Source organism: Streptomyces aureoversilis (genome assembly GCF_042657885.1).
In the GTDB taxonomy this organism is placed as follows: Bacteria; Actinomycetota; Actinomycetes; order Streptomycetales; family Streptomycetaceae; genus Streptomyces; species Streptomyces aureoversilis.
Map to the genome: position 1 here is coordinate 150,882 of NZ_JBHSKJ010000016.1, position 12,699 is coordinate 163,580.

Annotated in this window: 9 protein-coding genes; all 9 read right to left on the reverse strand. The window is 72.5% G+C overall.

Features of this window, described 5'->3' with window-relative positions; genetic code table 11:
• Nucleotides 1-98: 98 nt before the first annotated feature.
• The gene (locus ACFPP6_RS26225) at nucleotides 99-800 is read right to left on the reverse strand and encodes a response regulator transcription factor (RefSeq protein ID WP_382047047.1); all 702 of its coding nucleotides are present in this window, start codon (nucleotides 798-800) and stop codon (nucleotides 99-101) included.
• A gap of 297 nt (nucleotides 801-1,097) precedes the next feature.
• The gene (locus ACFPP6_RS26230) at nucleotides 1,098-2,918 is read right to left on the reverse strand and encodes an outer membrane protein assembly factor BamB family protein (protein WP_382047049.1); all 1,821 of its coding nucleotides are present in this window, start codon (nucleotides 2,916-2,918) and stop codon (nucleotides 1,098-1,100) included.
• A gap of 263 nt (nucleotides 2,919-3,181) precedes the next feature.
• Nucleotides 3,182-4,993, reverse strand: coding sequence for an ABC-F family ATP-binding cassette domain-containing protein (locus ACFPP6_RS26235; protein ID WP_382047051.1), 1,812 nt, complete (start codon nucleotides 4,991-4,993; stop codon nucleotides 3,182-3,184).
• A gap of 62 nt (nucleotides 4,994-5,055) precedes the next feature.
• Nucleotides 5,056-7,587, reverse strand: a complete 2,532-nt coding sequence (locus ACFPP6_RS26240; RefSeq protein WP_382047054.1) for an ABC transporter permease — start codon at nucleotides 7,585-7,587, stop codon at nucleotides 5,056-5,058.
• A 119-nt stretch (nucleotides 7,588-7,706) separates the two neighbouring features.
• Nucleotides 7,707-8,120 (reverse strand): hypothetical protein, encoded by a 414-nt coding sequence (locus ACFPP6_RS26245; protein ID WP_382047057.1) that lies wholly within the window; start codon nucleotides 8,118-8,120, stop codon nucleotides 7,707-7,709.
• 51 nt (nucleotides 8,121-8,171) lie between these two features.
• A complete protein-coding gene (locus ACFPP6_RS26250) occupies nucleotides 8,172-9,092 on the reverse strand; it encodes a 4-(cytidine 5'-diphospho)-2-C-methyl-D-erythritol kinase (RefSeq protein WP_382047059.1) in 921 nt (306 codons plus the stop codon).
• Nucleotides 9,093-9,156: 64 nt separating this feature from the next.
• Complete coding sequence (rsmA, locus tag ACFPP6_RS26255; RefSeq protein WP_382047062.1) at nucleotides 9,157-10,032, reverse strand: 16S rRNA (adenine(1518)-N(6)/adenine(1519)-N(6))-dimethyltransferase RsmA; 876 nt, start codon at nucleotides 10,030-10,032, stop codon at nucleotides 9,157-9,159.
• Entirely contained in the window at nucleotides 10,029-11,657 is a 1,629-nt protein-coding gene (locus ACFPP6_RS26260; protein WP_382047065.1) for a ubiquitin-like domain-containing protein, read from the reverse strand. The genes rsmA and ACFPP6_RS26260 overlap by 4 nt, the downstream gene beginning before the upstream one ends.
• A gap of 111 nt (nucleotides 11,658-11,768) precedes the next feature.
• On the reverse strand, nucleotides 11,769-12,683 hold the full coding sequence (locus tag ACFPP6_RS26265) for a TatD family hydrolase (protein WP_382047068.1): 915 nt from the start codon (nucleotides 12,681-12,683) through the stop codon (nucleotides 11,769-11,771).
• Nucleotides 12,684-12,699 lie beyond the last annotated feature (16 nt).

Below are 12,699 nucleotides of genomic sequence, written 5' to 3' on the forward strand. Positions count from 1 at the left end.
TCTTCTCCCCACCCCGCCCCTTCCCGTAACTGGGGGCAAGCCCCCAGACCCCCGTATCGCGCTGAACGCGCTCGTCCTCAAACGCCGGACGGGCTGAATCAGGCAGGGCCCCTCTGCGGGGGCAGCGGGACCGGGCCGGCGGCCGCGCGGTCCAGCAGGCCCGTGCGCGCGGCGAGGGCCGCCGCCTCCAGCCTCGACCCCACGCCCAGCTTCATCAGCACCCGCTGCACGTGCGTCCGGGCCGTGCTCGGCGCTATGCCCATGCCTGCCGCGATCAGCCGCGTGTCCTCGCCCTCCGCGACCCGTACGAGGACCTCCACCTCCCGCGGTGTGAGGAGCTGCAGGAGCCGCGCGCCCTCGTCGTCCGGCTGGGCGGCGGGGTTGAGGAGCTCCGTGAACGCCCCTTGCAGGAGCTGGGGATCGACCGCGGCCTCACCCGCCCGGGCCTTCATCATGGCGCGCTCCACGCCTTCGATCCGCTCGTTGTGCCGCACGTAGCCCGAGGCGCCGGCGGCGAAGGCCGCGGCGATGCCGAGCGGGCTCGGCACGGGGCCGAGCACCACGACGGCCACCTGCGGCCGGTCGCGCTTGATGCGGACGATCGGATCGAAGACACCCGGCTCGGCCGGGGTGGCGGTGCCCAGCAGGCACACTTCAGGAGCGCGGCTCACCACCAGGTCGGCGGCGCCCGCGCTCGGCGCGGCCGCGGCCAGGACCCGGTGCCCGCGCAGCTTCAGGGCCGAGGCGAGCGCCTCGGCCAGCAGTCGGTGATCATCGACCACCATGAGCCGCACGCCCATGCGCTTGCCCCCTGTCGCCCCGCGTACGTCTCTACGTCTCCTTGTCGACCCCTCGACCCCGGAAGCTACACGCTTGTTCGACGTTGCGCGCCCCTTACCGGTGAGAAGTCCCCCGGAATGCCGAAATCCCTGCCAATCGCGTGTACTTCGAGACTGAAACGGATCGTTCAGGCACGGCAGCGCGACGGGCAGGGATACGACGAGAATTGTGCTTGATCACGGCGCCAAGCGGTCGGAAACCGCCGTCACGGCGGCGCCGTGATCATGTGGTGTCAACGGAAGCGTCAGCTTGGCGCGTCAGCTCTCACCGAAGATCATCATGGTGTACTGCTTGCCGAGACCGGACGTGGTGCGGTGCGCGTAGTTCGTACCGAGGAAGAGCCGGCCCTGGGCCCACAGACCCTGCTGGAAGTCGGGCGACAGCTCCCGCTCCGGCCGGGACGTCTCGTCGGCGTTCTTCAGCAGCACGTCGCCCTTGTACGTCTTGGGGTCGATGCGCATGACCTTGCCGCCCGCGTTGTACGTCGGGATCTGGTACGCGATCGGGTAGCCGTCCTCGTCGACGCCGAGGGGCACCAGGCTGGAGCCGGGAGTGCCGTCCGTCTTGCCCTTGGTCTGGCCGCTGGACAGGTCGAAGGCGACGATCTCGTTGACGCGGCCGACCTGGTTCGGGTCGCCCGAGGAGTGATCCTCGGTCGGCATGTAGAGCGTGTCCTTGGTGATGACCAGCTTGGTGCAGCCCTCGACCTCGGTCGCCGGGCAGCGCGGCTCGTACTTGCCGTTGTCCGTGGAGATCTTGCTGCGGAGCTTGCCCTCGGCGGCGCTGTCGTCGATCACGAAGAAGTCGGACGCGCCGTTGCCCTTGTTGCCGCCCGCGTTGACGCCGACGACCAGCGGGTCGGTGGAGGCGATGTGCGGCCAGGAGAGGCCGGGCGGCAGCTTGTACTTGGAGACCGGCTTGCCGGACTTGGGGTCGAGCGTCTGGATCTCGACGATGCCGCGCTCGATGTCACCGCAGCGGCGCACGGCGACGAGCTTCTTGCCGCCGCCGTAACCGCCGTCGCGGCAGTCGTCGCCGTCGGACTTGGGCGCCCACAGCTCCTTGCCGTCCGCCAGGGACCAGGCGGCTCCGCCGCTGATGCCGCCCGCGGCGACCGTGCCGCCGCCGATGGTGACCTCGGAGAAGCTCACGTCGCGGTCACCGGACTTGGCGGACTTCTGCCAGAGCTTGCTGCCCTTGTTGACGTCGAAGGCGATGACCTGGGTGCAGGGGCCGCCGTACTTCTTCTCCGAGCTGGGCTTGCCGTCGCTGACCAGGACGACGGCCTTGCCGTCCTCCGTGGCCTTCGGGTTGGCCCAGCAGACGGCGCCGTCGAGCGGGAGCTCCCACTTCTTGCCGCCGGACAGGCCGTAGCCGACGATCTTGTAGACGTCGGTCTTGGCCACCGTCTGGTCGGTGGCCCACATGCCCTTCATGTTGACCATGTCGTCGACTTTTTCCTGCTCGACGTTGAAGAGCAGTTTGCCGTCGCCGGTCTTGGGCTTCTCGCCGCCGTTGCCGCCCTTGCCACCCTTGTTGCCGGTGCCGCCGGTCTGGCCGTTGCTGGAGACGTTGGGCTCGTCGTGGTCACCACCGCCCTGGGTGGCGAACCAGATGCCACCGCCGGCGAGGACGAGGACCGCGGCCACGGCGCCGGCGATGATCGCCATGCGCTTCTTCTTGGCGGCGTCACCGCCGTTGCCACCGGGCGTGCCGGGGTACTGGCCGGGCGCACCGTACGGGCCGGGCTGCTGCTGCGGGTACGCGCCGTACTGCGGGTACCCCTGCGCGGGCTGGCCGGCGGGCGGCTGGCCCGGGCCCGGGTAGCCGTAGCCGCCCGGGGGCGGGCCCTGCGGGGCGCCCTGCGGGGGCGGCGGCGTCTGCGGAGCCCCGGCGGGCGGTGCGGGCGGCGTCTGCGGATAGCCGTAGCCGGGCGGCTGCGGGGCTGCCTGCGGCGGCTGCGGCGGGGACTGGGGCGTCGGCGCGGGCTGCTGCGGCGGGTAGCCGTACGAGGGGCTGGGTGCCCCGAAGCCCTGCGGCGGCTGGTTGGGCGGCTGGGGCGGGGGCGGTGTTGACATCAGCTTTCCTCGTTGCGGCGGGGCTGGCGGATGTTCTTTTTATCACCCGGTACTGACGGGACACGGCTCGATACCGGGCCGTGACAAGACTGTTGCCGGTGCCGCACAACCATCCGCCTGCCAGGCACGTGAAGGGTGGTCACACCACCCTTCGAACCGCCGCGGCGGATTCAAGGATGCGAACGCATCCTTGACCTGCCGGGGGCGCCCGGCGGCATGCCCGGCGACCGGAACCGCCCCGCTCGGGTGACCGCCGGCAAGGCCTACGCGTCCTCCGCCAGTTCGAGCCAGCGCAGCTCCAGCTCCTCGCGCTCGCCCGCCAGCTCCCGCAGCTCCGCGTCCAGCTCGGCCACCGCCTCGAAGTCGGTCGCCTGCTCGGCGATCCGCGCGTGCAGCTTCGCCTCCTGCTCGCTGATGCGGTCCAGGCGGCGCTCGATCTTCTGCAGCTCCTTCTTCGCCGCGCGCGCGTCACCGGCCGACTTCTGCTTCACGGCGCTCGCCGCGGCCGCGGCCGGAGCGACGGCGGGCACGGCAGCCTCGATGACGCGCTGCCGCCGCTCCAGGTACTCGTCCAGGCCGCGCGGCAGCATCCGCAGCGCCTGGTCCCCGAGGAGCGCGAAGACGCGGTCGGTGGTGCGCTCCACGAAGTACCGGTCGTGGCTGATGACGACCATCGAGCCCGGCCAGCCGTCGAGGAGGTCCTCCAGCTGGGTCAGCGTCTCGATGTCCAGGTCGTTGGTGGGCTCGTCGAGGAACAGGACGTTGGGCTCGTCCATCAGCAGGCGCAGGATCTGCAGGCGCCGGCGCTCACCGCCGGAGAGGTCGCCGACCGGCGTCCACTGCTTCTCCTTCGTGAAGCCGAACTTCTCGCACAGCTGTCCCGCCGTCATCTCCCGGCCCTTGCCGAGGTCGACGCGGTCGCGCACCTGCTGGACGGCCTCCAGCACCCGCTTGGACGGGTCGAGTTCCGCCACCTCCTGGGAGAGGTACGCCAGCTTGACGGTCTTGCCGACCGCGACCTTGCCCGCCGCCGGCTGCTTCTCGCCCTCACTGCCCGCGGCCTCCGCCAGCGCCCGCAGCAGCGAGGTCTTGCCCGCGCCGTTGACGCCGACCAGGCCGATCCGGTCGCCCGGGCCCAGCTGCCAGGTCAGGTGCTTGATGAGCACCTTCGGGCCCGCCTGGATCGTCACGTTCTCCAGGTCGAAGACCGTCCTGCCCAGCCGCGAGCTCGCGAACTTCATCAGCTCGGCGCTGTCCCGCGGCGGCGGCACGTCCGCGATCAGTTCGTTGGCGGCCTCGATCCGGAAGCGCGGCTTGCTCGTGCGGGCCGGGGCGCCGCGGCGCAGCCAGGCGAGCTCCTTGCGCATCAGGTTCTGCCGCTTGGCCTCCTCCGTCGCGGCGATGCGCTCGCGCTCCGCACGGGCGAAGACGTAGTCGCTGTAGCCGCCCTCGTACTCGTGGACGACACCGCGCTGCACGTCCCACATGCGCGTGCAGACCTGGTCCAGGAACCAGCGGTCGTGCGTGACGCACACCAGCGCCGAGCGGCGCGCCCGCAGGTGGCCCGCGAGCCAGGAGATGCCCTCGACGTCGAGGTGGTTGGTGGGCTCGTCCAGGACGATCATGTCCTGGTCGGCGATCAGCAGCTTCGCGAGCGCGATGCGGCGGCGCTCGCCACCCGACAGCGGGCCGATGACCGTGTCCAGGCCGTCGGCGAAGCCCGGCAGGTCCAGCCCGCCGAAGAGGCCCGTGAGCACGTCGCGGATCTTCGCGCTGCCCGCCCACTCGTGATCGGCGAGGTCGCCGATGACCTCGTGCCGGATCGTGGCGGCCGGGTCCAGCGAGTCGTGCTGCGTGAGCACGCCCAGGCGCAGGCCGCCGGCGTGCGTGACGCGGCCCTTGTCCGCCTCCTCCAGCTTGGCGAGGATCCGGATCAGGGTGGTCTTGCCGTCACCGTTGCGGCCGACCACACCGATCCGGTCGCCCTCGTTCACGCCGAGGGAGATGCCGTCGAGCAGTGCACGGGTGCCGTACACCTTGTCGACGGCTTCCAGATTGACGAGGTTGGCTGCCATGCCGCTCCTTGTGTGGGGTTCCTGGCTTCCAGGATCCCATGCCGGGAAACGTCTCCCGCGGGTCAGGCCCGGGCCGCCTCCACCGGCCGGGACCGCAGCGCCCACCACGTGGGGACGAGCGTGGCGGCCAGCGTGAGGCCGAGCCCCGCGCCGATCACCGTCAGGGCGATCGACGGCGGCCCCGAGATCGCCCCCGCATCGCCCAGCGCGTACCCGAACGGCACCAGCGTGCTCGCCGCGGCCGCCCCGCCGAGCAGCAGACCGACCAGGGCCACCAGGGCGCCCTCCACCGTCATCATCCGCAGCACCTGCCCCCGCGTGGCCCCCGTGAGCCGCTGCAGCGCGAACTCCTTGCGGCGGTTCCCCACGGCGACGGCCGTCGTGTTGACGACCGACAGCGCCGTGTACGCCACGAGCATCCCGATGATCAGGTAGTTCACGGACGCCTGCGTACGGTTGCTCTCCGCCTGCGCGGCCGTCACCGCGTCCCGCCCGGCGACCTTCAGCCCCGGGTACCGTTCGGCGAGCGCGCCGAGGTCGGCCATCAGCCGGCCGCGGTCACCGGCCGCCCGCACCAGGAGCTGCGCCGGCAGCCCGGCCGTCGTGTGCGGCGCCAGCAGCTCCACGCTCGTCAGCGCCGTGTCGAACCCCTCGCGCCCCTTGAACAGCGCCACGATCCGTACGTCCGCCCGCGCCCCGTCGCCCAGACGCAGGGTGATCGTGTCCCCCACGGTGCGGTGCATGCGGTGCGCCACGGTCTCCGGCAGGGCGACCGCGTTGCCGCGCAGGCCGTCCAGGCTGCCCGCGCTCGCCTTGACCGCGAGGGTCTGCCCGACGCCCTCCGCGCTCACGCCCTGCAGGGGCAGGCCCTTCTTGTTCTCCTGGCCGTCGTGCGGCTTCTCGGTGTACGCCCTGCTGGTCACGTACGCGCCGGCCCCCGCGACGCTCGGCAGCGCCCGCACGCGGGCCGGCAGCGCCGGATCCACCCCGCCCGCGGCGGAGGTGAGGACGGCGTCGGCCCGCAGGTTGTCGGCGAACGCCCGGTCGGCGATCGCGGCCGTTGTCGTCTGCAGGTACAGGTTCCCGGTGGCGATGGCGCTGGCCAGCATGACCGGCGTCGCGATCGCGGCGACCTTCGCCGTACGGGCACGGCAGTTGAGAGCGGCGAGACGGCCGGAGGGCCCGGTCAGGACCCGCACGGGCCAGTGCAGGAGGAGAGTGACGAGTTTCGCGAACCAGGGGCCGAGGAGGGCGAGCGCGATGGCACAGCACATGACCGTCGGCCCTGCGGTGCTGGCCGCGACCGGCCCGCGCAGGACCAGTGCCGTGACGAGCGCCAGGGCGACCGTCCCGGCGAGGAACAGCAGCCCGGCGGCGATCCGCACGGGGTGCAGGCCCGGCTTCTGCACGGCCGCCTCCCCGAGCGCCTCCACGGGCTTCGCCCGCACCGCCCGCGCGCTGCCGAGCAGTCCGCCGCCCACGGCGGTCAGCAGCAGCGCCCCGTACGCGGGCATCGCCGGGATCCAGCCCTGGCTGAACCGGACCGTGTCCGCGACCATGCCGCTCCCGACGAGCGTGTCGAAGAGCCGGCGCCCCACGACGGGCCCTGCGGGCCAGGCCGCGGCGCCCGCCAGCACCATGACCATGAGCGTCTCCCCGAGCAGCATCCGCCGGAGCTGACCGGTACTCGCACCGATCGCCCGCAGCAGGGCCAGCTCGCGGCTCCGCTGCGACGCGGAGAGGGCCACGGTCCCGGCGACGACGAACGCTGCGACAAGGATGACGAGCCCGCCGACGACACCCGAGAGGGCGATCAGGTCCTCGCCGCCCTGCACCACCTCGGGGTGCTCCACGGCACCCCGGTCGTCACCGGAGAGGAGAGTGACGGGATTCCCGGTGAAGGCCTCTTCCATGCCCTTGCGGACGTCATCGAGGCGCGCGCCGGGGGCGAGAGTGACGGCGATGTCCGCAACGCTCTCCGGGCGCCCGGAAAGCCGGGCCGCCTCCGTCGCGGAGAAGAACAGGGTGGCCTGCGGGACCGCGGCGCGGGCGCGGGCGATGCCGCTGACGGTGTACGTGGCCGTGCTGCCGTGCGCGGCGATACGGATACGGCTGCCGGTCGTGGCGCCTGCGCGGCGGGCGGTGGCCGTGTCGAGGACGACGTCGTTGCGGCCGACCGGTTCGCTGCCCGCGGTCAGCCCGTACGGGGTGAGGGCGGCGGACTCCCAGCCGTGGGCCTGGACCTTGACCTCGGCGGCGCCGAGCACGGCGGCGTCGAAGGTCCGCTCGCCGGTGGCGGACCGGACGCCGGGCACGGCGCGCGCCTTGTCCACGAGGGCAGCGGGAAGGTCGACCCGCTCCGGCAGCGGCGTCTTGTTCTTGTGCTTCCCGCTGGTCGCGGCCTCGTGCGTACGGTCCCCCGTGACGAGCAGGTCGGCGCCCACCAGTCGCTCAGGAGGCGCGACATTACGAATGCCGGTCTCCATCAGGCCTCCGCAGGCCATGACGAGCGTGGCGCCGATGAACAGCGCGAGGAAGGTGGCGGTGAAACCGCCGATTCTGTAGCGCAGCGACCGCGCTGCGAGCTTGCCCATCACGGGGTTAAACGCTAGGGACGCGGAGCGTTTCGCCCCATGGGATCAGCAGGTGAAACGGGGGTGGGGGTAGCCCTACCCGAGGGCGGCTCCGCCGCCCGAACGGGTGAGAGGGTGAACTAGAGCCACTGCTGGCCGGAGCCCTGAGCGGGCATCTGTGCAGGAGTCGGCGGGGGCAGCTGGTTCAGCTTCGAACGGACCGTCATGTTCCAGATCAGCGTGAACGGCGTGAAGATGGCCAGGGAGAACGGGCTCCACCAGCCCTGCCACAGCGTCTTGCCCGTCATGTCCCGCTCCACCGCGAGACCGCAGTTCCGGCAGAACGGCCCCTTCACGTGCAGGAAGCGCATCATGATGAGGATGCCCTGGTGCTGCCGGATCGTCGCCTCGACGGCCGGGAACCCGCCGCACATGCGGCACGTGGGCCCCGCAGGCATCGGGCCGGGCGCGGGCGCATGTCCCGGCGCGGGATAGCCGTACGGGTTCTGGCCCTGGTACGGATTCTGCTGCTGATAGGGCGGCGGAGTCGCCACGGTGAAACCCCCGATTCGGGCGCCCCGCATCGGGGCGCGGAATCGCAGAGCCTAACCGACAGTGATCGTCGCCCCGGGCACCGGCCCCGCCGCCACCCGTACCGCCCGGCACGTACCGGACACGCGCAGCGCCTCCGCGACCTTCTCGGCCTCCGCCTCGTCGCTCACCAGGAACGCCGTCGTCGGGCCGGAGCCCGAGACCATCGCGGCCAGCGCGCCCGCCTCCGTGCCCGCGTCCAGCGTCGCGCGCAGCGACGGCCGCAGCGACACGGCCGCCGCCTGCAGATCGTTGCTCACCGCACCCGCCAGCGCCACCGCGTCACCCGCCCGTAGTGCGTCCATCAACGCAGGGGACGGGTCAGGCTCCGGCACGAACGAGTCACCCCGCAGACGGTCGCACTCGCCGTACACCGCCGGGGTCGACAGCCCACCGTCCGCAACCGCAAACACCCAGTGGAACGTGCCACCCGTCTCGACCGGCGTCAGGAGCTCGCCCCTCCCCCGCCCCAGCGCAGTCCCGCCCACCAGACTGAACGGCACGTCACTGCCCAGCTCGGCGCAGATCTCCAGCAGCTCCTCGCGCGAGGCACCCGTGCCCCACAGCGCGTCGCACGCGACCAGCGCGCCCGCACCGTCCGCGCTACCACCCGCCATGCCGCCCGCGACCGGGATGTCCTTCTCAATGTGAATGTGAACATTCGCCTCGCGCCCACGCCGCTCAGCGAGCGCCAGCGCCGCCCGTGCCGCCAGGTTGGAGGGATCCAGGGGGACCTTGTCCGCGTCCGGACCCGAGCACGTCACCCGCAGCTCGTCCGCCGGCGTCACCGTGACCACGTCGTACAGGCCGACCGCCAGGAAGACGTTGGCCAGGTCGTGAAAGCCGTCCGGGCGGAGCGGGCCCACCGCGAGCTGGACGTTGACCTTGGCGGGGACGCGAACGGTCACGGACACGGAGCGGGCTCCTCGGGTCATACGGGACGGGGTCACGCACGATCGTACGGGGGATGCGAGCGTCCGCCGGAAGACGGCACCCGCCTCAGCCCTGCTTGTTCTCCGCGATCGCCACGAACTCGTACACCGTCAGCGCTTCCCCCCGCGCCTGCGGCGAGATCCCGGCCGCAACCAGCGCGGCCTCCGCCGCGGCCGGGGAACCGGCCCAGCCGGCCAGCGCCGCCCGCAGCGTCTTCCGCCGCTGGGCAAACGCCGCGTCCACCACCGCGAAGACCTCTTCCTTCGTCGCGGTCGTCTCGATCGGCTTGTCGCGCCGCACCAGCGACACCAGCCCCGAGTCGACGTTCGGCGCCGGCCAGAAGACGTTCCGCCCGATCGCACCGGCACGCTTGACCTCCGCGTACCAGTTGGCCTTGACGGACGGCACGCCGTAGACCTTGTTCCCGGGCCGGGCGGCGAGCCGGTCGGCGACCTCGGCCTGGACCATCACCAGCGTGCGCTCGATGCTCGGGAAGCGGTCGAGCATGTGCAGCAGCACCGGCACGGCGACGTTGTACGGCAGGTTGGCCACCAGAGCGGTGGGCGGCGGTCCCGGCAGCTCCTGGACCTGCATCGCGTCGCTGTGGACGAGCGAGAAGCGGTCCGCCCGCTCCGGCATGCGCGCGGCGATGGTCGACGGGAGGGCCGCCGCCAGCACGTCGTCGATCTCGACCGCGACGACCCGGTCGGCGGCCTCCAGCAGGGCGAGGGTCAGGGACCCCAGGCCGGGGCCGACCTCGACGACGGTGTCGTCGGGCCGGACCTCGGCGGTGCGGACGATGCGCCGGACCGTGTTGGCGTCGATCACGAAGTTCTGGCCGCGCTGCTTGGTGGGGCGGACCCCGAGGGCTGCGGCCAGCTCGCGGATGTCGGCAGGGCCGAGCAGGGCGCCGGACTCGTCTGTACTGGGGCTGGAGCTCACCCGTGAAGTTTACGGCCGCACACGGGCCACGGGCTCGCCCCCCGGCTGACGTACAGCTTCTTGGCCCGCAGGGTCTGCTCGGCGGCGGGCGCGTCCTGGGGGCGGCCGGTGCCGCCGAGGGAGTGCCAGGTCTGGGTGTCGAACTGGTAGAGGCCCCCGTAGGTGCCGGAGGGGTCGACGGCGTTCGGGCGCCCGCCGGCCTCGCACTGGGCGAGCCCTTCCCAGTTCAGGCCGTCCGAGCTCTGCACCGATACGGGCCGGGCCTTGGTGCCGACCTTGACGATCTGGGTGCGGGGCTGCCGGACGGTCTCGGAGGCGATGCGCTTGGGCTTCTGCTTGACGCCGTTGACCGTGCGCAGGGCGTACGTGATGCGTTCCACGCCCTTCTCGCCGCGCTGGGCGACGACCTCGGTGCCCTTGAAGAGGTCCGGGTCGTCGTGGCGCTCGGTGGTGAAGTCGATGGGCTCCTCGCGGACCTCCTCGCTGCCGGTGATCCGCATGACGGAGATCGTCTGGCCTTCGCGGGGGAAGCTGTCGGGGCTGACGGAGGTGGTGTCCTCGCCGTGGAGGGTGATGCCGGCCTGCTCGATGGCCTCGTGGACGGTGGCGGCGTTGGTGCGGATGGTGCGCTCGCGTCCGTCGGCCATGAAGGTGACGGTGCGCTCCGTACGGACGTGGAGGTCCAGGCCGTCGCGGTCGATGGCGGCGGACCGGTCGGTCGACAGGTAGGCCCCTTCGGCGCGCACGCCGAGCTGGCGCAGGGCGCCGTCGACGGTGCGGGCGGTGGTCCACATGCGCTGGTGCTCGCCGTCGAGGGTGAGGGTGACGGGGCGGCCGTAGCGGATGGTGATCTCGTCGCCGCGGGCGAGGTCGTGGCCGTGGCCGGGGAAGACGGCGTCGTGCTCGCCCAGGGTCATGCCCTGGTCGGCGAGGAGCTCGTCGACGTCGTCCGCGAAGGTGTGGAGCTCGTGCGAGGTGCCGTCGATGTTGAGGCGGACGGTCTTGTCGTCCGCGACGAAGGCGGAGGTGCCGCCGGCCAGGAAGGCGACGACGAGGGCCTGCGGGAGCAGCCGGCGCAGGGCGTCGGGCCGGTCGCCGGGGCGCTTGCGGCCGCGGCCGCCGGCGCGGCGGGGAGCGGCGGGGAGCTCGTCCGCGGCGGGATCCGCGGCGTCCACGGCTGCGCCCGCGTCCGGCAGCAGGTCCGCCGCAGCCCCGTCGTACGCCTCCCTGGCGGGACCGGCAGGGCCGACAGGACCGACGGAACCGGCGGGTCCGACGGGACTGACGGGCTGCCGCGGCAGGTGAGGCGCCTCGTAGGGCCGCTCGTGACCGGTGCCGGCCGGCGAGGTGACCCCCTCGCGGGGCTCGGGCAGGAACGGGTCGTACGAGCCGGGGCCACCGGCGACGCCGGGCGTACCGCCCGCAGGCACCGGCACCGGGACAGGCTCGTATATCGGGTAGGGCCCGACGGGGGCCACGTAGGCGGCGTACAGGTCGTAGCGGCCGTCGTGCGGATCGTACGGGTCGTACGGCGCATACGGACCGTAGGGGTCATACGGGTCGTACGGCGGTGCTTCCGCCGCACCGCTGCGTGCGGCGCGGGGGCTGCCCTGTGCATGAGTCACGTGACGCTCCCCTGGGTCGGGCTTCGGCCCGGGACTGTAGCGGAGGGAGCATCACTCTCCAAAGTCGGATCATCACACGGTGTCGCGACGGGAGGGGGTGCGGAGTGACCGTCAGTAGCCGAATGCCCGCGCGGTATTCGCCGCTACGGCTGTGGCCAGCGCATCCTCGCCGATCTCCTTGAAGCCCGCCATGGCGCGCAACGTGACCGGAATGAGGTACGGGGCGTTGGGCCGTCCGCGATAGGGGGCGGGGGTGAGGAACGGCGCGTCGGTCTCGACGAGGATCAGGTCGAGCGGCGCCACGGCGAGGGCGTCGCGGAGCGGCTGGGCGTTCTTGAAGGTGACGTTGCCGGCGAAGGACATGTAGTAGCCGCTGTCGGCGCAGACCTTCGCCATGGCGGCGTCGCCGGAGTAGCAGTGGAAGACGACGGCGTCGGGCGCGCCCTCCTCGTCCAGGACGCGCAGGACGTCGGCGTGGGCGTCGCGGTCGTGGATGACCAGGGCCTTGCCGTGGCGCTTGGCGATGTCGATGTGGCGGCGGAAGGAGTACTCCTGGGCGGCCATGCCCTCGGGGCCGGTGCGGAAGAAGTCGAGGCCGGTCTCGCCGACGCCGCGGACGTGGGGCAGGGCCGCGAGGGCGTCGATCTCGGCGAGGGCGGCGTCCAGCGCGGCGTCGCCGCCGGCGGGGCGGGCGCCCTGGCGGGACCAGCCGTCGGGGTCGCCGTGGACGATGCGGGGCGCCTCGTTGGGGTGCAGGGCGACGGTGGCCCAGACGCCGTCGTGGGCGGCGGCGGTCTCCGCGGCCCAGCGGGAGCCGGCCACGTCGCAGCCGACCTGGACGACGGTGGTCACACCGACGGACGCGGCCTTGGCGAGGGCGTCCTCGACGGACCCGGACTGCATGTCCAGGTGCGTGTGCGAATCGGCGACAGGCACGTTGAGCGGGGCCGGGAGCGGCGGAGGGGCGTCCTTGTCATTCTTGCCGCCGCCGGCCTTGCCACTGCTGTTCGATGCTGTTGACGCCATGCGAGCGATTCTAGGC

Bases quoted from the DNA above. Each gene is read 5' to 3' on its own strand.
- ACFPP6_RS26225 (WP_382047047.1), bottom strand. From the start codon at position 800: ATGGGCGTGCGGCTCATGGTGGTCGATGATCACCGACTGCTGGCCGAG.
- ACFPP6_RS26230 (WP_382047049.1), bottom strand. From the start codon at position 2,918: ATGTCAACACCGCCCCCGCCCCAGCCGCCCAACCAGCCGCCGCAGGGC.
- ACFPP6_RS26235 (WP_382047051.1), bottom strand. From the start codon at position 4,993: ATGGCAGCCAACCTCGTCAATCTGGAAGCCGTCGACAAGGTGTACGGC.
- ACFPP6_RS26240 (WP_382047054.1), bottom strand. From the start codon at position 7,587: ATGGGCAAGCTCGCAGCGCGGTCGCTGCGCTACAGAATCGGCGGTTTC.
- ACFPP6_RS26250 (WP_382047059.1), bottom strand. From the start codon at position 9,092: ATGACCCGAGGAGCCCGCTCCGTGTCCGTGACCGTTCGCGTCCCCGCC.
- ACFPP6_RS26265 (WP_382047068.1), bottom strand. From the start codon at position 12,683: ATGGCGTCAACAGCATCGAACAGCAGTGGCAAGGCCGGCGGCGGCAAG.